Source organism: Chloroflexota bacterium (assembly GCA_020850535.1).
Classification (GTDB): Bacteria; Chloroflexota; UBA6077; order UBA6077; family JACCZL01; genus JADZEM01.
Window position 1 is genome coordinate 61,248 of the sequence record JADZEM010000019.1, and the last position, 20,324, is coordinate 81,571.

A 20,324-nucleotide genomic window follows, 5' to 3' on the forward strand; every position below is an offset into this window, starting at 1 on the left:
GTTCGCGACACCCGGCTATCGGCCAGCCGCTGGCCGACCCACGCCGTAGCGGCCGGGCGCGAGGATGCCGCCAGGATCCAGCGCCCCGCGCAGTTGCTCGACCACCGCCCGGTAGGCTGGCACATCGTCCAGCGCGTGCGGCTGCCGCGGCGCGCTGACGCGGTAGCGGGGATAGCCTGCGTCGGCGGTCACGTCGCAGAGGCGGCGATAGAGCGCGGCGGCGCGGGCAGCCTCGGCAGGGTCGTCCTTGTAGTAGAGAATCCCCATCACCAGGGAGATCGTCCGGGCATTCTGGCCCATGATGGCCGCCGAGAAGTCGAAGCCGTGCTCCTCGAACAGCGGCCGGCAGAGATCGAGCACGGCGGTCAGGTGCTGGCCGGTGGACGGCAGACTCGGCGCGAACCAGATCAGCCCGCCGCCGTCACGGGCCGGGTCGAGCAGCTCGTCGGGCGGCAGCGGGCCGCTCGACTTGTAATACGCGAAGCGGAGAAAGTGCGAGGTCGGACGGCCACGCGAGCGCTCGTACGCGTGCGGCATCGCCTCCATCACGTCGAGCGACTTGCCGAACAGTCGCCGCGCCAGGCCCCGGGCCGGCCGCCCGAGCAGCGGCCGCGCTGCCAGCGCCTGGATGCCGCCCAACAGCCGCTCGACCGCCCGCAGGCGGCGGGCGTCGATGAACCTCACCCGGCCGTAGGGCCGGATCGTCGCTGCCAGCTCGCGCTGCTGCTCGCGGACCTGGGCCGTGGACCCGTACAGCCCGCCCGACGCCGACCAGCGAGCGATCCCGTGCTGCCGGCAGAGTGTGTGGCGCTCGCCCTGGCTGAGCGAGGTGCGGTCCGCCCCAAGCGGATGCGGGCAGCGGATCGCCAGCGCCAGCCGAGCCATGTCGTTGAGAACATGCACCTGCGTTCGTACCCGGTCTTCGAGCAGCAGGCGGCGCAGCCCGTCGACGGCCGGCGCGATGGCGTCCTCGCGGTCAAGCTCCAGCACGTAGAAGACGTGAGACTCCGGCGCCGGCATCAGCCAGACGCCGGCCCGCACCACGACGCCGAATCCTGACTGGCCGAACAGCCCGTCCAGGGTCGGTCCGAGGCCCCACCGGTAGGTGTGAAAGACCGTCGAGTCTCCACGCCCGCCGCTGCTGACGAGCTGACCGTCGGGGAGCACCACGTCGAGGCCGCACAGGTTCGCGAAGTGGTCGGCGTACGGCGTCGAGCCGATGCCGTGGTCGAGCGCGTTGCCGATCACGCTGCCGTGCGGTGTGCTGTCGGTCGGGTCGACCCAGAGCCGACCGCCGCGTCGTTCGAGGTGCTCCTGGAGCTGCCCGAACGTCACGCCCGGCTCGACGACGGCGTAGCACAGCTCGTCGTTGACCTCGACGATCCGATCCAGCCGTTCGAGCGTCAGGACGACGGTACCGGCCAGGCTCGGCGTGGCCGCGCCGTAGGCCCAGTTCTTGCCCCGGCTGACCGGCCAGAGCGGCAGCCCGGCCGCCCGCGCGATACGCACGACCGCCTGAACTTCCTCGGCGCTGGCCGGCGCAACGATGGCCAGCGGCGGCGTCACCTCAGGGAGCGTGTCCCAGGAGTACGGCTCGACCTGCGCCGGCTGCTGAAGGACGTGCTCCGCCCCGACGACAGCCCGCAGACGGTCGAGCGCATCGGCCACGTCCATCTGCGCGGCTGGCAGCCCGGCCTGTTCGCCCTCTGCGCCCATCTGGCCCCCGCACGGCAGCTGGTTCCGCTCCCCCATCATAGCGAACCGTGCTGGGGACGCTGCTGGAATCGTCACGCACCCTGGCGGGGCGCGCGGGTACGCGCCGCGCCACGATCTTCGGTCCGCCACGGGATAGCCCGCAGCCGGGTCGCGTCCGCCCCTGATCCGGGCGGGAGTTCGCCAGCAGACAGCTGCAATGAGCGGCTGGACACTGTACAGCGGGGATGCTCTCGTGTCATTCTGCGAGCAGGGGCCGCGCGCGGCCTTGCTCGTCATCAGCTTGCCACTCCGACCGTCGTTCCGGAGGCGTCCGTTGGCGATCCCCGCTGAGGAGCTGCCCGTCGCATTCTGGCCGGCGACGCGCGTGATGGCGCACGCGCTGGTGCGGGCCGGCTGCGTCGTCGCCACGTCGTATCCTGGCAGCCCCGTCGTCGGCGTGGCCGAGGAGTTGCGGCTCCTGGGCGAGCGGGGTCTGGTCCAGTTTCGCTACGCCACCAACGAGAAAGTGGCATTCGAGATGGCGGCCGCCGCCGCGCTTGCAGGGCAGCCGGCCGCCTGCGTGATGAAGCACGTTGGGCTGAACGTCGCCCTCGACGCGGTGATGGGCGTGGCCTACACGGGCGTCAAAGCGCCGCTGCTCCTGCTGGTGGGCGACGACCCGTCGTGTGAGAGCAGCTCGACCGAACAGGACAGCCGGCAACTGGCCCGGTTCATCGGCGTGCCCTGCATCGAGCCGGCGAGCGTCGACGAGCTGCCGACCGCCATCGACCTTGCCGTGCAGGTGTCCGGCCGGACTGGCGCGCTGGTGATCCTCCGCGTGACCGACGACCTGGCCTACAGCAGCCTGACGATGGCGTTCGCCGGAGCGGAGACGCCGGCCAAGGTTCCCGAGCCACGACCGCCGCACCGAGAGATGGAGTTCGTGCTGCTGCCGGCCATCTCCCGCGCAAACCGCCCGAAAGCCCTCGACCGGCTGGAGCAGGCGCGGGCGCTCGCGGGCAGTGCGGCGTTCGTCAGGGTGGAGCGGCGCGCCCCGGAGCACCATCTGCCCGGCGCACACGGCGACGGCACGCGGCCATCGGTCAACGGCTCGCGCCCGCACCAGCCCGTGCGACGGGCCTTCGTGGTCGCCAGCGCCAGCTACCCGACCTTTCAGCGAGCCGTCAGGCGGCTCGGGGTGGCGGTCGACTCCTGGCGCACGCTGATGCCCTGGCCGCTGGCGGAGGACAGTGTCGCGGAGTTCGCCGCGCGGTACGACGAGATCGTGGTGGTCGAGGCGCTCGATCCGATCCTCGAAGAACAGACGATTGTCGCGGTCCACCGGCGGGGACTGGGCGCCCGCGTGCGGGGCAGCGACCTCTTCCCACGGCACGGCCCCCTGAACGAGGACCGGATGACGGAGATCCTGGCCGAGCTGCTCGGCGTCAGCTACCGACCGCCGATCCGGCTCCCGGCTGACCTCCTGCTGCGGCGCGGCCCGACCTTCTGTGCCGGTTGCCCACACACGGCGTTCTACTACGGCCTGACCGAAGTGCTCCGAGGACTTCCCGAACGGCCGTTCATCGGGTCAGACATCGGCTGCTACACCCTCGGCGCTCGCAGCGGCATCGACGTCGGCGACGTGGTGCTCTGCATGGGTGCGGGCCTGGGCGTGGCGACCGGGATGGCCCTGCGCGGCGTTCCGTCCGTGGCGCTGATCGGCGACTCAACGTTCTTGCACAGCGGTCTGCCGAGCCTGTTCAATGCCGTCGAGCAGGGAGTGTCCCTGCTTGTCTGTATCCTGGACAACGACGTCTCGGCGATGACAGGCGGACAGGCAGCCATCCGCCAGCAGCAGACCGAGTCATCGCGCCTGTACGCGCTCGCGCTGGGAGCCGGTGTTCGAGACGTGGCGGTAGTCGATCCGTTCCAAACCAGGGAGCTTCAGGCTACCGTGCGTCGGATGCTGGCCGCCGACGGCGTCTCGGTGCTGATCTCCCGCAGCCCGTGTGCGCTGACGGTCCCGAAGCAGCCCCGCCGACCGCGCGTCCACCTTGACCGCTGCACTGGCTGCGGCGACTGTGTCACGCGGATTCACTGTCCGGCCATCGCGCTCTCGGCGGCAGGCCAGTGCATCATCGACGTGGACGTGTGCGTCGGGTGCGGCCTGTGCGCGGACGTCTGCCCGGAGGGCGCGCTCGTGCCAGAGCCGTTCGGGCTGGGCGCGCGCTGATGCGGACGACCGTGCAGCTACGCGGGGTGGGTGGACAGTCGCTGCCGCTGATCGTGTCGATGCTCGGGCGGCGGGCGGCGGACGCCGGCGTCTCGCTGACGAGCCGCGAGGTCTTCGGCATGGCCCAGCGCGGCGGGGCGGTCTTCGCCACGCTCGACATCGACGAGCCGGGACCAGGGTGCGCCGACGACGCCCGCTCGGTGCTGATCGCCTTCGAGCTGCTGGAGGGTGTCCGAGGCTTCGAGGTGTTGCGGCCCGGCGAGGCCGCGTTCGTCTCGACGGCGCGGCTCGTACCGCCGGACTCCTGGGGCGGCGCGGCCACACGGTATCCCACGGCAGAGGAGGTGATGCGGCTCGCTGCCGACCTCCAGGTAGCCCTGACCCTGGTGGACGCGGCGGCGAGCGCGCCGTGGCGCGTGGTGCAGGCGGCCATCGAGGCCGGAGCGATCCCGCTCGGGGCGCGCACGCGGACGGTGGCCCGGTGAGCTGGCGCGAGCCGCTGCTCGATGCGCTGCGGCGGGCCGCGCCGCAGGTGGGCGGCGTCGAGCTGGACGATTCACTGTCCCTGATGCACGATCTCGGCCTCAGCTCGCGGCAACTGATCGAGCTGGCAACCTCCATCGACCGGGTCGCCGGGCGGCGCATCCCCACGGAAGAGTGGCTGATCGACGAGCTGTCGGGCCAGCACTCGCAGATTGGCGGGCTGATCGAGTGGCTGAACAAGAACTACCCGCGCCGATGACCGCTCGGCCGCCGGCGCCTTCGCGCCCTGTCGCGTGGCGGCCGACCTGGCCCGGCCCGCCGCTGGCGTTGCCGCCCGGCGAAGCCCATCTCTGGCAGACAGCGCCAGACGCGCCGGCAGGCGCCGATCTGCTCGCCGCCTACGACGCCCTGCTCTCGCCCGCCGAGCGCGCCCGCAACCGGCGCTTCGTCTTCGAGCGGCACCGGCGGCAGGATCTGGTCACCCGGGCGCTGGTCCGCACGGTCCTCTCGACCTACTGCCCGACCGTCGAGCCGGCCGCCTGGGAGTTCGCGGCCGGGCCGTTCGGCCGACCGTTCGTGGCGGGGCCAATGGCACAGACAGGGCTGTCGTTCAACCTGTCGCACACCGATGGCATGATCGTCTGCCTGGTGGCGGCCGAGCGCGAGATCGGCGTCGATGTCGAGGACACGGCGCGGAACAGCGCCACCGTCGAGATCGCGGACCGCTACTTTTCGTCTGACGAGGTCCATCGGCTGCGACGTCTGCCGCTGGCCGCCCAGCCCAGCCGGTTCTTCGACATCTGGACCCTCAAAGAGGCGTACATCAAGGCGCGCGGCCTGGGGCTGCACCTGCCGCTCGACCAGTTCACACTCTCGCTTCAGGAGGGCGGACCCGGCCACGTAAACGGGCCGAACGGGCCGTGCATTGGGATCTCCTTCGGCCCGGGGATCGAGGACGACCCCGCTTCGTGGCAGCTCCGGATCCTGAGCCTGACGGCCAGACATCGCTGCGCCGTCGCCATCCGCCGACAGACCCACGACCTCGTGCTTCGACGCTTCACGACGACGCCATTGCTGGACGGTCGCCCGGCCCAGCCCGCGGGAACCACGGGAGCAGACAGCCATGTGTGCGTATCCTGACCCGGCCGGCGTCGGTGGGCGCGCGGGGAGTGCGTCGAGCCTTGTGGACGTGCTGAGATGGCGCGCCGAACATCAGCCCGAGGCGCGAGCGTACACCTTCCTGGTGGACGGGGAGAGCGTCGAGGCCACGCTGACCTACGCCGACCTGGACCGGAAGGCGCGGGCTGTCGGGGCGTACCTCCAGGCGCGCGGGGCCGTTGGAGAGCGGGTCGTGCTGGTCTGCCCGCCCGGCCTCGAATACACGGCGGCGTACTGGGGCTGCCTGTACGCCGGCGCGATAGCCGTGCCCTCGTATCCGCCGCGCCTGACGCGCACCACCGATGCGCTGCTGGCCATCATCCGCGACTCGGGCGCAAGCATCGCCCTGACGACGGCGCAGACCGTCGAGGCCGTGTCGCGCGATCTCGCCCGCGCGCCAGATCTCGCCCACCTCACCCTGACGACCGTCGAGGCGCTGACCGAAGAGGCTACCGCCGAACGGCGGCACGACGCCTCTGACTGGCGGCATCCCGGGGTCGGGCGGGAGTCGCTGGCGTTCCTGCAGTACACCTCGGGCTCGACGGGTACGCCAAAGGGCGTGATGGTCAGCCACGGCAACCTGATCGCCAATATGACCGCCGCCTGGGACGTCGTGGCGATGAGGCCCGACAGCAGGCCGCTCAGCTGGCTGCCGCCGTACCACGACATGGGCCTGATCAGCGGCGTGATCCACCCGATTTTCGTCGGGCTGAACGGGCTGCTGATGACCCCTGCCGCCTTCATCCAGCGGCCGGCCCGCTGGATGAAGGCGATCTCGCACTACGGCGTGACACACACGGGCGGGCCGCCGTTCGCCTACGACTACTGCCTGCGGAAGATCGCGCCCGAGCAGCTTGCCGGCGTCGATCTCTCGACCTGGACGACGGCCTACGTCGGCGCGGAACCGATCCGGGTGGCGACGCTGCGGCAGTTCGCGGAGCGCTTCGGGCCGTACGGGCTGCGCTCATCGGCACTCTACCCCTGCTACGGCATGGCCGAGGCCACCTTGATGGTCAGCGGCGGCCCGCACATCAGCACGCCCGTCGCGCTGGAGGTCGAACCGGCCGCGCTGGAGCGGGGAACCGTCCAGCCGGCCCAGGGAGACGCGGCGCGGCCGCTGGCCGGCTGCGGGCAGCCCCTGGACGACACGACCGTCGTCATCGCCGATCCCGAGCGGCTGACCGGCTGCCCGGCCGGCCAGGTTGGCGAGATCTGGGTCAGCAGCCCGGCCGTGGCGCTCGGCTACTGGAACCAGCCCGAGGTGAGCGCAGCCACCTTCCGCGCCCACCGCTCCGACACCGGCGACGGGCCGTACTTGCGGACCGGAGATCTCGGCTTCCTGCACGACGGCCAGGTCTACGTGACCGGACGTCACAAGGATCTCATCATCCTGAAGGGCAAGAACCACTACCCGCAGGACATCGAGGCGACGGTCGAGCGGAGCCACCCGGCCCTGCGTCCAGCCGGCGTGGCCGCCTTCTCGGTGGACGACGCCCAGGGCGAGCAGCTCGTGGTGGTGCAGGAGATCGAGGCGGCCTATGCGCGAAGGCTCGACGCCGACGCCGTCACCGGCGCGATCCGCGCGGCCGTGGCCCAGACCCACGATGCGCCGCTCGCCGCCGTGGCGCTGGTGCGGCCCGGCTCGATCTTGAAGACGTCGAGCGGCAAGATCCGGCGGCGCGCCTGCCGGCAGGCGTTTCTCGACGGGACGCTGTCTACGGTGGCCGTCTGGAGCCAGCCCGGATTCGATCCCGTGAGGATGGCCGCTTCCCCGGATGGGAAGTCCGATACGACAACCAGCGACCTGACCGACCTCGACGACACGAGCGAGCCGCAGCCCTCCACCGAAGAGATCGGCCGCTGGCTGGTGGAGCGGGTCGCCGCGGCGCTCCAGGTCGGCCCGGGCGCCATCGACGTGCGCGAGCCGTTCGTTCGGTACGGGCTGACCTCGGTCGAGGCCGTCGGGCTGTCGGGCGAGCTTGAGGCGTGGCTCGGGCGTCGCCTGCCGCCGACGGTTGCCTACGACTACCCCAGCGTCGAGGCGCTGGCCCGCCGGCTGGGACCGGAATGGACGGAGGAGGCGCCCGAGCCGCTCGCGCCTCCACCGGCTGCCGACGAGCCGATTGCCATCGTCGGCGTCGGGTGCCGCCTGCCGGGCGCCGATGGGCCAGACGCCCTCTGGCGGCTCCTGCACGACGGCGTCGACGCCATCTCCGAGGTGCCGGCCGACCGCTGGTCTGTAGAAGATCTGCACGACCCCGATGCGGACGCGCCCGGCAAGATCGTGGCGCGGACCGGCGGCTTCCTGGACCGCGTCGACGGCTTCGACGCCGACTTCTTCCGCATCGCGCACCGCGAGGCGACGCGGATGGATCCACAGCAGCGCCTGCTGCTCGAAGTGTGCTGGGAGGCGCTGGAAGACGCCGGGCAGGTGGTGGATCGGCTGGCCGGCAGCCAGACCGGCGTCTTCATGGGCATCTGCAGCAGCGACTACGCCCGTCTGCACATCGGATCGGGGGCCGTCGACGAGATCGACGCCTACTCGGGGACGGGCGTGGCGTCGAGCATCGCCGTCGGGCGGATCTCCTACCTGCTGGGGCTGAACGGTCCGAACCTCGCCGTCGATACGTCGTGCTCGTCTTCGCTGGTGGCGGTGCATCTGGCCTGCCAGAGCCTCCGCGGCGGCGAGTCGTCCCTGGCGCTGGCCGGCGGCGTCAACCTGATCCTCGCGCCCGAGACCAGCCTGTTCCTGACCAAGGCCCACGCGCTCGCGCCCGATGGTCGCTGCAAGACGTTCTCGGCGGCGGCGGACGGGTACGGTCGGGGCGAGGGCTGCGGCGTGGTGGTCTTGAAGCGCCTCTCCGACGCTCGCGCCGATGGCGACCGGGTGCTGGCGATCATTCGCGGCTCGGCGGTCAACCACGACGGCCACACCAACGGCCTGACCGCCCCGAACGGCCCCGCCCAGGAAGCGGTCGTCCGTGCCGCGCTCGCCCGCGCGGGCGTCGCTCCCGCCGACGTGACCTACATCGAGGCCCACGGCACCGGCACGCCCCTGGGCGACCCCATCGAAGTGCAGGCGTTGGGCGCGGTGCTCGGTGCTGGCCGGCCGGCCGGCCGGCCGGTGGCGCTCGGCTCGATCAAGACTAACATCGGGCACCTGGAAGGCGCGGCCGGCGTGGCCGGACTGCTGAAGGTGGTGGCGAGCCTGGACCACGGCCAGATTCCGCCACACCTGCACCTCGAGCGGCCCAGCCCATACATCCCCTGGGCCGAGCTGCCGTTCGAGGCGCCGACGCGGCTCACGCCGTGGACTGGCGTCGAGGGCCGGCGGATCGCGGGCGTCAGCGCGTTCGGCTTCAGCGGCACGAACGCGCACGTGGTGGTCGAAGGCGACGGCTCGAAGGACGGGCGTCGGGCCTCGGCGTCCTCGGCTGAGCCGCTCGTGCTCCCGATCTCAGCGCGCACGCCGGCGGCGCTCCGGGCGTTTGCGGATGCGTACCGGACGTATCTCGGCCCGGCGGGGAGCAGCGACGCACTTGAGGACATCGCCTACACCGCCTGCCTGCGCCGCGCCCATCATCCGTGCCGGCTGGCGGTGGTCGGCGCGACTCGCGAGGAGCTGGTCCGGGCGCTCGACGCCTACCTGCGGGGCGAGCAGCACCCGGGCCTGCACGTCGGCGCGGAAGTGGGTCAGGCGGGCACGGTCGTCACGCAGACCCCGCACGCCCTCGCAGCGTCGTACGTGCGCGGCGAGCACGTGCTCTGGACGACGCTCTTTCCAGACGGCGGACGGTGCGTGCGGCTGCCGCGCTATCCGTGGCAGCGCGAGCGCTTCTGGATCGACAGCCGCCCAACCGAAGCCCGGCGCGATGCACCGCCGCCCGAGCCGGCCGTCGAGACGACCGCGCTACCGGACCTCGATCTCGTCGCCTTCCTCACGGATGCCGTGGCACAGTCGCTCGGGCGGCCGGCCACGCGGATCGACGCCGACCAGCCGCTGACGGATCTCGGACTGGACTCGTTGATGGCCATGGACCTCCGCAACAGCGTGCTGCGCCGGCTGGGCGTTCAGCTTCCGCTGACGGTGTTCCTCCAGGGTCCGAGCATCCGCGACCTGAGCGACGTCCTCGTCGGGCTCCAGCAGGGGCGGGCGTCTGAGGCGGGACCGGCGGGGGCGCTCGACGTGCGGCCAGGTGAGCCGGCGGGCGACGATGGCGGTCTGCTGCCCCTCTCCTCCGGCCAGCAGGCGTTGTGGCTCACTCAGAAGCTCGCGCCGAGCAGCACGGCCTACCATATCCTCTTCGCGAGCCGCCTGACCGGGCCGCTCGACGCCGCTGCGATGGAAACGGCGGTCCATCAGCTTGTGGCGCGCCACGAGTCGCTGCGAACCGGCTACCTGCTGGCCGAGGACGGTCGGCCCTTCCAGCGGATCGATCCGACAGGCCACGCAGCGTTCGCAGTCCTCCCTGCCGACTCCCTGTCCGACTCGGAGCTGCGCGCACGGATCGCCGCCGACGCCGACACGGCCTTCGACCTGGAGCAGGGGCCGCTGCTGCGCGTCACCGTCTACCGCCGCGGCCCGAACGGCTACGTGCTGGCGCTGGTCGTCCACCACATTGCCGTGGACTTCTGGTCGGTCGAGGTGCTGGTGGGCGAGCTGCGCGCCCTCTACGAGGCGGCGTCACTGCGTCAGCCCGCGGTCCTGCCTGAACCCACACCGTACTCGGCGTTCGTGCGCTGGCAGGCGAGCCTGCTGGCCGGACCAGACGGCGCGCGCCTCTGGGCGTACTGGCGGCGCAAGCTGTCTGGCGATCTGCCGGTCCTGTCCCTGCCCACGGACCGCCCCCGGCCCCGCGTCCAGACCTCGCGCGGAGCGCTCCACGACTTCACGCTCAGCGCCGATCTGACGGTCCGGCTGCACAGGATGGCCCGCGCCGAGGGCGCGACGCTCTACGCCACGCTGCTGGCGGCGTACGCAGCCGTCCTGGGGCGGCACACGGGCCAGCAGGACATCTTGATCGGATCGCCGATGGCCGGGCGCGGGCAGGCCGACCTGGCCCGGACGGTCGGCTACCTCGTCAACTTCTTGCCGCTTCGGCTCGATCTGACGGGCGGCCCGTCCCTCCGCGACCTCGTACGGCAGGCGCGTGACACCCTGCTGGAGGCGCTCGACCACCAGGACTTCCCGTTCTCACTGCTGGTCGAGCGCCTCCAGCCGACTCGCGATCCTGGCATCACGCCGCTCGTCCAGACGCTGTTCATCTGGTATCGCTCGGGCCTGCTCGAAGGAGCGCCGGGCGATGCCGACACGCCCGGTCTGGAGCTGCTGACCTGGGAGCAGCGCGGCGCTCCGTACGACCTGATGCTGCTGATGTCCGAGGTGCGCGGCCAGCTGGTCGGCCGGCTCCAGTACAACGCCGACCTGTTCGACGCCGACACGATGGCCCGACTGGCCACGCACCTCGGGCGGCTGCTCGAGAGCGCGCTCGCAGACGCCGACCGGCCGGTAGCCGAGGCCCGCATGCTGACGGGCGCGGAACGAGTCCAGCAGCTGTACGGCTGGAACGACACGGCAGCGCCATACTCGTCAGACGCCTGCCTGCCGGACCTCTTCGAGGCGCAAGCGGCGCGCACGCCAGATGCGCCAGCGGTCATCCACGGCTCGGATCGGGTGACCTACCGCGAGCTGAACCGGCGCGCGAACGGCATCGCGCGGCGGCTGCGGGCCCTCGGAGTCGGCCGGGACATCCTGGCGGGCATCTGCCTGCGCCGCACCCCGACGCTGGTGGCAGCCATCCTGGGCGTCCTCAAGGCCGGCGGCGCCTACGTGCCGCTCGACCCAGCCTATCCGCCTGCCCGCGTCGCCACGATGCTCGACGACGCCCGTCCGGCCGTCGTGCTGGCCGAGCAGGCAACGGTCGGCGCGCTCGACGGTGAGGCCGGCGGCGCAGCGTGCCTGCTGTTGGACGACCTGGGCCCCGACTCGGATGCCGACGAGGCCAATCCGAGCCGCCACGGCTCGCCAGACGACCTGGCCTACGTGATCTACACGTCGGGCTCGAGCGGCCAGCCGAAAGGCGTGATGGTCCCGCATCGCGGGCCGGTGGCGCTGGCCGCCTGGGCGCACGAGCAGGTCGGGGCGGAACTCTTGCGCGGCACACTCGCGTCAACCTCGGTCTGCTTCGACCTCTCGGTGTTCGAGCTGTTCGCGCCGCTGACGGTCGGCGGCGCGGTGATCCTGGTCGATTCGATTCTGCACCTGCCGACGGCCCCGGCCGCCGATCGAGTCACGCTGGTCAACACCGTGCCGTCTGCGCTCGGTGCGCTCCTCCGTGACTACCGACTGCCAGCATCGGTGCGTGCCGTGGCGCTGGCCGGCGAGACGCTGCCCAACGCCCTGGCCCAGGCAGCCTACCAGCAGCCGGGCGTCGAAGCGGTCTACAACCTGTACGGCCCGACTGAGGATTCGGTCTACTCCACCTGGGCGCTGATCGAGCGGGGCGCGAATCACGAGCCGACCATCGGCCGGCCGCTCCCGAACCGCCGCGCCTATATCCTGGACGATGCGCGTCAGCCGGTCCCGCTCGGCGTGCCGGGCGAGCTGTACCTCGGCGGTGTCGGCGTCGCGAGGGGCTACCTGCAGCAGCCGACGCTGACTGCCGAGCGGTTCCTGACCGATCCGTTCGCCGACGATCCGGACGGGCGCATGTACCGGGTGGGCGACCGCGCCCGCTTCCGAGCTGACGGCGCCATCGAGCTGCTCGGGCGAGTTGACCGGCAGCTCAAGGTGCGCGGGTTCCGCATCGAGCCGGACGAGATCGAGGCGGCGCTGCTGCGGCATCCGAGCGTGGAGCAGGCGGCGGTGATCGCGCGGCCAGACCATCAGGGCGTCGCGCAGCTGGTCGGGTACGTCGTCGCACGGCGCAACGCCATCGAGGAAACGCGAGACGCCGAGCCGCCGACCATCAGCGAGCTGCGCCGTTTCCTGGCACGGACGCTCCCCGACTACATGACGCCGAGCGCGCTGGTCTGGCTGGACGAGCTGCCCCGCACGCCGAGCGGCAAGATCGACCGGCGGGCACTACCGGAGCCGTCCGGGAACCGGCCCAGCCTTGACGTGACCTACGAGCCGCCGCGCACCGTGGCCGAGGCGACGCTGGCCGCGATCTGGTCCGAGGTCTTGCAGGTCGAGCGCGTCGGCATCCACGACAGCTTCTTCGACCTTGGCGGGGCGTCGTTCGCCAGCATCGCCGTGGCCGCCCGTGCCAACGCCGAGGGCATCCCGCTGACGGCGGACCTGCTGTTCGCCTATCCGACCATCGCGGCCCTCAGCGAGTTGGCCGCGCAGCCTGGCGCGCCCGGCGCGGATACATCGACGCCGACTGACCGGCCGGCCGACGGGTCCGCCGGGCACGACAACGCAGCGCGAGCACTGGAGGCCGCACCGGCCTCGTCAGACGATGAGCCGCACGCAGCAGTCGGGGCGGCGGTTGCGCGAGGTCACGGGCGATGAATGTCCTCATCGAGAGCCTGGGCGTCTACCTGCCGCCGAACGCGGTGACTACCGACGAGGTGCTGGCCGGCTGCAAGCTGCCGCTGCCGATCCCCCTGGAACGGCTGACCGGCATCCGCTCGCGGCGGATCGCCAGCCCCGGCCAGACGGCGCTCGACCTGGCGCGGGAGGCCGTGAGCGCCTGCCTGGCCCGCTCGCGGCACGCCCCGGCCGACATCGACGTGCTGATCTCCTGCTCGATCTCGAAGACGCACGCGCCGGGCATGGCGCTGGTCGAGCCGACGCTCGCCTTCCTGATCCAGCAGCAAACGGGTCTCACCAACGCCCTCGTCTTCGACGTGACCAACGCCTGCGCGGGGATGTTCACCGGCATCGCCGTCGCCGAGGCGCTGCTCAAGGCCGGCGGCGCACGCCGCGTGATGGTGGTCAGCGGCGAGTGGTCGAGCCACGTCATGCAGACGGCGCAGCGCGAGATCTCCAGCGTGATCGACCAGCGCATCCCCTGCCTGACCGTGGGCGACGCCGGCGCGGCGGTCATCCTGGAGCTGACCGACAACCCGGACATCGGCTTTCACGCACTGGAGCTGTACACCCTGGCAAAGTACAGTTCGCTCTGCATCGTCAAGCCGACCGACCGCGAGCACGGCGGCCTGATCATGGTCACCGACTCGATCCGGATCTCGCTGGCGAGCATTCCGCAGGTCGTAGAGCACCTGACTACCCACCTGGGCCGGCAAGGCTGGACCCTGGACGACCTCGGCCACGTGATCCCGCACCAGACCTCGCGGACGTCGCTGCAGGACGCCGCCCGACAGCTCGCCGTGCGGCTCGGCCATCCCGTCGAGCTGAACGGCAAGAGCGTGGACAACCTGACGGATCGCGGGAACACCGCCACCACCACCCACTTCGTGGCGTTGGAGGATGCCATCGCGGACGGGCGCATCCGCTCCGGCGAGCATCTGGCCTTCAGCATCAGCGGGTCGGGCATCACGGTCGGAACGGCGCTCTACACGTTCGACGACCTGCCGGATCGGCAACGGCGCAGTCCGGACGGACCGATGGCGGCGAACGGCCGCGCCCCAGGCAGCGACCCACCCGCGCGCCTCCAGAAGCTGGCACGGCGGGTGCGCGTCGAGAGCATCGGGCAGGCTGACGCCGGCGAGCGCAGGCACGATCCGCAAGGGCTGGTGCGGGCGGCGGCCGAGGCCTGTCTGGCCCAGTCCGCACACGCACGCTCGGCTGTCGGGCTGCTGGTCTATGTCGGCCTGTACCGCGAGGAGCAGATCGTCGAGCCGGCCATCGCGACCCTGATCGCCTGCGACCTCGGCCTGAACGAGGACGCCCTGGATGCTGCCGCACCCCGGACGTTCGCGTTCGACCTGATGAACGGTGGGCTGGGCTTCCTCAACGCCTGCCAGGTGGTCGCATCGGCCATCGCGGCGGGCACGGTCGGGGCTGGCATGATCGTGGCGTCCGAGGCGGACTCGGACGGCGACGATCCGTCCTGGCCGCGCCTCGGCGTGCGCGAGGTCGGCACGGCGATGCTGCTGGACGGCGCAGGCCCGCCGACCGTCGGCTTCGACACGTTCGCGGTGTACACCTACCCCGAGCACCGCGACGCGGTGAGCATCACCGTGGGCGAACGCGACGGGCGGCTCGCCCTGGACGTGCAGCGGCATCCGTGGATCGCCGAGCTGCTGCTGGAGTGCATCACCGACGCCGTGCCGCGATTCCTGAGCGCGGCCGGGCTGACGCTGGACGACATCGCCGTCGTGCTGCCGCCGCAGGTGACGCCCTGGCTCTCCCAGGCGCTCGCAGAGCAGCTCGGCGTGCCGTTTGCTCGGGTCGTCGATGTGGCCGTGGGGGGCGAGGACTTCTTCACATCATCGTTGCCGTGTGCGCTGGCCGAGGCGGGGCGACGCGGCCTCGGACGGGCCGGCGAGGTTGGGCTGGTCATCAGCGCTGGCTCGGGGATACAGGTCGGCCTTGCGCTCTACTACTTCTGAGGGAGCGCCGTTTCGATGACCGTGCCGCGCCAGTTGACCGCCTGGGTGCGCTGCCCGCGACCGTCGCCCGAGGCAGCGGTCCGGCTGTTCTGCCTGCCCTACGGCGGCGGCGGCGCGATGATCTACCGAGAATGGCCGCTCACGCTGGCGCCCGCCGTCGAGGTCTGGCACGTCCAGCTACCGGGGCGCGAGGCCCGGTACCGCGAGCCGCCCTGCACCGACATGGCGGCGCTGATCTTTCCGCTGATCGAGGCGATGCGGCCCCATCTCGACCGCCCGTTCGCCCTGTTCGGGCACAGCATGGGCGCGCTGGTCGCGTTCGAGCTGACCCGGCAGTTGCGTCGAGACGGGCTGCCGCAACCGGTCCACCTGTTCCCATCCGCACGCCGTGCGCCCCACCTCCCGGACTGGCGCACGCCGCTGCACACGCTGCCCGACTCGGAGCTTGTGACCCACTTGAACCAGCGCTACAATGGCGTGCCACCGGCCATCCTGCAAAGCACCGACCTGCTGCGGATGTTCATCCCGACGATTCGGGCCGACCTGACGCTCACCGAGGTCTACGAGTACGTGCCTGAGGAGCCGTTTACGTGCCCAATCTCGGCGTTCGGCGGGCTTGGCGATGGGGCGGTCGCCCGCGACGATGTCGTCGGGTGGGGCGACCACACGTCCGAGTCGTTCACGCTGCGGATGGTGCCCGGCGATCACTTCTTCTTGCAGGCGCACCGACCACGGCTGCTGTCCGCCATCGCAGCGGACCTGGGCCTGAACGCGCTTGCGGGGGGCGCGTCGTGAGAACTCGCGCCGGTTCAGATGGCCGCAGTCCCCGGCCCCCGGAGAAGGCCCTCTACGGCAGTCATTCGTCGATCTTCATCAACTCCCGGCCCGCCGCGCGGCGCGCGGGGACTGTTGGCCTCGGCGATGGGCATGACCGGACATCGTATGGCCACTGACGGGGCGCTCAGCCGCGCACTGCTCGATCTGCGTCGGGCTACGCTGGCCGTCGTCGTGCTGCCGCGGTTCGGTGGCGGCCCGTTTCTGCGGCGGCTGGTCGGTCTGCCGCCGCGCGGACCGTCCGGGCCAGTCCGTCTGCGCCTGGCGCTGGAACGGCTCGGGATCACCTACCTGAAGCTCGGGCAGTTCCTGGCGATGCGCTTCGACGTGCTGCCCGCGGCGTACTGCCAGGAGCTGGGCAACCTGTTCGACGGCGTGCCGGCCGGCCCCGTCGAAACGGCGCGCGCCCTCGTCGAGGCGGAGCTGGGGCGGCCAATCGACCAGCTTTTTGCCGAGTTCGACTCGGACGCCCTGGCGGCCGGTTCGATTGCCCAGGTGCATCGCGCCCGCACCCTGGATGGGCAGCATGTGGCGGTCAAGGTGCAGCGGCCCGGCATCCGCCGCATCTTCGCCGCCGACATGCGAAACCTGCGCCGCGTCGCCACACTGTTCGACGCCGTGGGCGGCGCGGGCTTTGCCTCGTTCCGCGATATGGTGGACGACTTCGCCTCCTGGACGACGCGCGAGATGGACTTCACCCAGGAGGGGCAGACCGCCGACCGCCTCCGCGAGCTGGCCCTCGACTACGAGGTCGTCCCGGCCGTCTTCTGGGAGTTGAGCACGTCCCGCGTGCTGACGCTCGAGCTGCTCGACGGTCCGAACGCCGTTCAGATCCAGAAGCTGCTGGACGAGGGCGGCCGGGAGCGGCTGGCCGAGGCCTATCCGACCGTCGATCTCGACGTGGTGATGCGGCGGCTGGCGTTCATCTCGCTGCGCCAGTTGTTCGTGACGGGCTTCTTCCACGGCGATCCACACCCTGGCAATGTCATCGTCCTGGCAGACAACCGCGTCGGGCTGATCGACTTCGGGATCTTCGGCGAACTGGCTCCCAGCGAGCGCGAGATCTGGCGGCGGCACTTCCAGGCGTTCGCGATGGGCGACATCCGCGAGGCGATCTACCAGTACGAGCGGCTGATCGTCACCGATCCTGACAGCGACGTCGTGGCGTTTCAGCGCGAGGCCTACCTGATACTGGAGCGGCTGTACCAGGCGCACCGCGACCCGCACACGTCACCGGCCGAGCGCCACATCGCCCGGTCATCCAGCGCCGTCTTCGAGCTGCTTCGACGGCACCGGCTGCGCGTGACGCTCAACAACCTGCTGTTCTGGCGGACGCTCGTCGCCCTGAACGCCTCGGCGTTTCGGCTGTCGCCGACGTTTGACCTGATCGGCGTCCAGCGCCAGTTCTTCGATGCCTACGGCCCGGACCCCATCGACGAGGCCTGGACGGTGTTCCGAGACGCGATCGCCGAACAGATCGTGGCGGTGCTCAGCGGCGAGCTTGACCGCGCCGCCCAGGTGCTCGCCCTGGAGAGCCGCGGCGAGCTGAAGCTGAACGCTGTCGTCCACGCCGCTGAGCCGACCGCGCGCAACCGCGACCGGCACGCCCGCGCCCTGACCCTGGCGCTGGTCGCCGTGTCGCTGGCCGTGGCCGGGCTGGGCTCGGCGCTGGAGCCAACATGGCGGACGGCGATGCTGCTCGGGGCGATCCCCGTGTTCGGCAGCGCCATCCTGGCCGAGGCCCGCGCGTGATCGAGCGACGGCCGTCGCGCTCCCTGTTCGGCCGGCTGGTCGGCGGGCCGGCCGGCTTCAGACGGCGGCTGGAACGGCTCGGCCCGACCTGGATCAAGATCGGGCAGTACCTGGCGCTGCAGCCCGACTTGATCAGCCGCGAGTACGCCGACGAGCTGATGCGCCTGTTCGACCGGGTCGAGCCCGCGCCGTGGGCCGTCGTTCGCCAGGTCATCCGCGAGGATCTCGGGGCCGACCCCGAGGATCTGTTCGCGGCCATCGACCCGGAGCCTATCGGCTCGGGGGCCGTCGCGCAGACCTATCGCGCCCAGCTTCGGGATGGGACCGAGGTGGCCGTCAAGGTGCAGCGGCCAGGAGTGCGGGCGCAGGTCGAGCGCGACCTGGGGCGGATCAGGATGCTGATCGGCGTGCTGGCCTCCGCCGGCATCCTGCGGGCCGTCTCGCCGCGCGACCTTGCCGAGGAGTTGCGCGGCTGGATGCTCGCCGAGGTCGACTTCCGCAACTCGCTGGCAAACGTGACCGTCTTGCACCGCGAGGCTGCGGACAGCCCCATCGAGCGCATTCCGGAGCCGTTCCCGGCCTTCTGCGGGCCGCGCGTCGAGACGACGGAGCTGGTCCGGGGCGTGCCGCTCAGCGCCGTCCTTGACGTGCAGCGCGGCGGCACCGGCGGCATCTGGGCCGAAGCGGTGGCCCGCATCGACCGTGAGGCCGTGGCCGAGAATCTGCTGACGGCCACCCTGCGCCAGATCTTCCGCTACCGCTTCTTTCACGCCGACGTGCACCCGGGCAACCTGTTCGTGTTCGAGGATTCGAGCATCGGGTACGTCGATTTCGGGCTGTGCGTCGCCTGGGACGGCACAATGCGCGAGCGGCTGCTGCGCTACCTGGACGCCGTCTACCGCAGCGATGTCGAGCAGATGTACCGGGCGGCCTCCGAGATCCTGGTGCCGAGCGAAGACACCGACATGACGGCGTTCCGCACCGAATTCTTCTCCGAGAGCTGGCGCTGGATGAGCCGCCTGCGCGCCAGCAACGAGATGCGCGCCGGTGCGTCGGCGGTCAACGAGCCGTCTCCTATTGCCCAGTGGATGATCGCCGTGATGCAGGCGGCGCGGCGGAACGGCCTGCGCGTGCCATCGGTGGTGGTGTCGATCTATCGGGCGCTGCTGGTGGCCGAGAGCGTGGCCCATCAGTTGGAAGCCTCGGCCGATCTCCGCTCGGTCGGGCGGCGCTTCTTCGAGCGGCTCCGCACCGAGGAGCTGTACCGCTCGCTGGACCCGTCCAACCTCCAGCAGATCGCCCTGAGCGGCGTGCAATTGCAGCGGGACGGCCCCGGACAGATGCGGCAGTTGCTCGCCAACATGGTGGATGGCAGCTTCACGGTCACGGTCCACACGTTCGAAGCGCCGCGGGTCCGCCGGGCCTGGAACCGGCGGCTCAAGATGGTGGTGGCGGCGGCGCTGTCGCTCGGGGTGGCGGTCATCCTGACCCGTCCCGACTTGCCACCGGAGCTGACGACGCTGCTGGTCGTGATGCTGGCAGCGCTGTACCTGACCATCGCGGTGCTATGGGCACGCCTGCGCTGAGGCCGGTGGACGACGAGGCGGCCGGAACGGCCGTGCGGCCAGGAGGCGTGCTGTGATGTCGCCGGACTGGCAGCAGCCACCCGCGCCGGCCGCGCCGGGGCTGGCCGCGATGGTGCTCTCCCGGTCGGTGCTGTTCGCCGGGTGGTCAGCGGATGCGCTCGCCTTCGCGGCGGCGCGGTTCGTCCCACGGGCGATCCCGTCCGGAGCGCTGCTGTGTCGGCAGGGTGACCCTGGCGACGAGATGTTCGTCGTCGAGCGTGGACGGTTTGCCGTGGACGCCGTCATCAGCGGGCGCAGCGTCCGCTTTGCCGAGCTTGGGGCCGGCGCCGTCGTCGGAGAGATCGCCGTCCTGACCCAGCAGCCGCGTTCGGCGACGGTCACCGCGCTGGTGGACGGACACGTCTGGGCGCTCCACCGATCTGACTTCGACCTGCTCGCCGCGCAGTTCCAGGGGCTGGAACAGGCTGCCAACCGCCTGGCAGCCGAGCGGATCGCCCAGCAGCAGGGCTCGCCGCTGCCGCCAGCATCAACCGGGTGGCCGCCGGCGAATCCCTGGGAGGGCGGCCCTGGGCCGGGACACTATTCGTCGGACGGATGGGCGAGGCCTGGCGAACAGGCGCCGACCGGCGGGCCTGCAGCGGGCGGTCCGCCATCGTGGGGCGGGCAGACCATCGCCGGGCAGGCGTTCGGGGCCGGATCACCGTTCAGAGACGGGGGCGCACCGCTCGCCAACGAGCCGATAGCCCTGGCGCTCCAGCCGACGCAGGACGTGGTGACCATCGGGCGGGACGACGGCAACGACCTCGTCCTGCGCGATCCGCGCGTTTCACGCCGCCATGCCCTCGTCCGCCGCCTCGGCCAGACCTTCCGCGTCGAGGATCTCGGCAGCACCAACGGCATCTTCGTCAACGGCCGCCGCGTCGACCGCGCCGATCTCCGCCCCGGCGACCTCATCCAGGTCGGCGCGCAGTCCCTCCGCTTCGATCCGGCCGTCCTCACCCAGTACGCCCGCGGGCGCGGCGCCCAGGTCGATGCGGTCGGCCTCTCCAGGCTCGTCGGCA

At 71.4% G+C, this 20,324-nt stretch carries 11 protein-coding genes; 10 read left to right on the top strand and 1 reads right to left on the bottom strand.

The annotated features are described in order from the left end of the window. Nucleotides 1–15 precede the first annotated feature (15 nt). Nucleotides 16–1,716 carry an FAD-dependent oxidoreductase gene (locus IT306_03500; GenBank protein ID MCC7367460.1) on the bottom strand — a complete coding sequence of 567 codons (1,701 nt, stop codon included), beginning with the start codon at nucleotides 1,714–1,716 and terminating at the stop codon, nucleotides 16–18. 313 nt (nucleotides 1,717–2,029) lie between these two features. Between IT306_03500 and IT306_03505 the strand changes: the two genes are divergently transcribed. From IT306_03505 to IT306_03550, 10 genes are all read left to right on the top strand, one after another. After that, the gene (locus IT306_03505; protein ID MCC7367461.1) at nucleotides 2,030–3,928 is read left to right on the top strand and encodes an indolepyruvate ferredoxin oxidoreductase subunit alpha; all 1,899 of its coding nucleotides are present in this window, start codon (nucleotides 2,030–2,032) and stop codon (nucleotides 3,926–3,928) included. Further along, a complete protein-coding gene (locus IT306_03510) occupies nucleotides 3,928–4,413 on the top strand; it encodes a 2-oxoacid:acceptor oxidoreductase family protein (GenBank protein MCC7367462.1) in 486 nt (161 codons plus the stop codon). Before IT306_03505 ends, IT306_03510 begins: the two co-directional genes overlap by 1 nt. Then, the gene (locus tag IT306_03515) at nucleotides 4,410–4,670 is read left to right on the top strand and encodes a hypothetical protein (protein MCC7367463.1); all 261 of its coding nucleotides are present in this window, start codon (nucleotides 4,410–4,412) and stop codon (nucleotides 4,668–4,670) included. Before IT306_03510 ends, IT306_03515 begins: the two co-directional genes overlap by 4 nt. Beyond that, nucleotides 4,667–5,551, top strand: coding sequence for a 4'-phosphopantetheinyl transferase superfamily protein (locus IT306_03520; protein ID MCC7367464.1), 885 nt, complete (start codon nucleotides 4,667–4,669; stop codon nucleotides 5,549–5,551). The genes IT306_03515 and IT306_03520 overlap by 4 nt, the downstream gene beginning before the upstream one ends. A 49-nt stretch (nucleotides 5,552–5,600) precedes the next feature. Further along, nucleotides 5,601–13,085, top strand: a complete 7,485-nt coding sequence (locus IT306_03525; GenBank protein MCC7367465.1) for an amino acid adenylation domain-containing protein — start codon at nucleotides 5,601–5,603, stop codon at nucleotides 13,083–13,085. Continuing rightward, a complete protein-coding gene (locus tag IT306_03530; protein MCC7367466.1) occupies nucleotides 13,082–15,091 on the top strand; it encodes a hypothetical protein in 2,010 nt (669 codons plus the stop codon). The genes IT306_03525 and IT306_03530 overlap by 4 nt, the downstream gene beginning before the upstream one ends. A gap of 15 nt (nucleotides 15,092–15,106) precedes the next feature. Beyond that, nucleotides 15,107–15,886, top strand: coding sequence for a thioesterase (locus IT306_03535; protein MCC7367467.1), 780 nt, complete (start codon nucleotides 15,107–15,109; stop codon nucleotides 15,884–15,886). Nucleotides 15,887–16,033: 147 nt separating this feature from the next. Further along, nucleotides 16,034–17,677, top strand: coding sequence for an AarF/ABC1/UbiB kinase family protein (locus tag IT306_03540; protein MCC7367468.1), 1,644 nt, complete (start codon nucleotides 16,034–16,036; stop codon nucleotides 17,675–17,677). Continuing rightward, on the top strand, nucleotides 17,674–19,263 hold the full coding sequence (locus IT306_03545; GenBank protein MCC7367469.1) for an AarF/ABC1/UbiB kinase family protein: 1,590 nt from the start codon (nucleotides 17,674–17,676) through the stop codon (nucleotides 19,261–19,263). Before IT306_03540 ends, IT306_03545 begins: the two co-directional genes overlap by 4 nt. A 52-nt stretch (nucleotides 19,264–19,315) precedes the next feature. After that, on the top strand, nucleotides 19,316–20,324 hold a 1,009-nt coding region (locus IT306_03550), incomplete at its 3' end, for an FHA domain-containing protein (protein ID MCC7367470.1).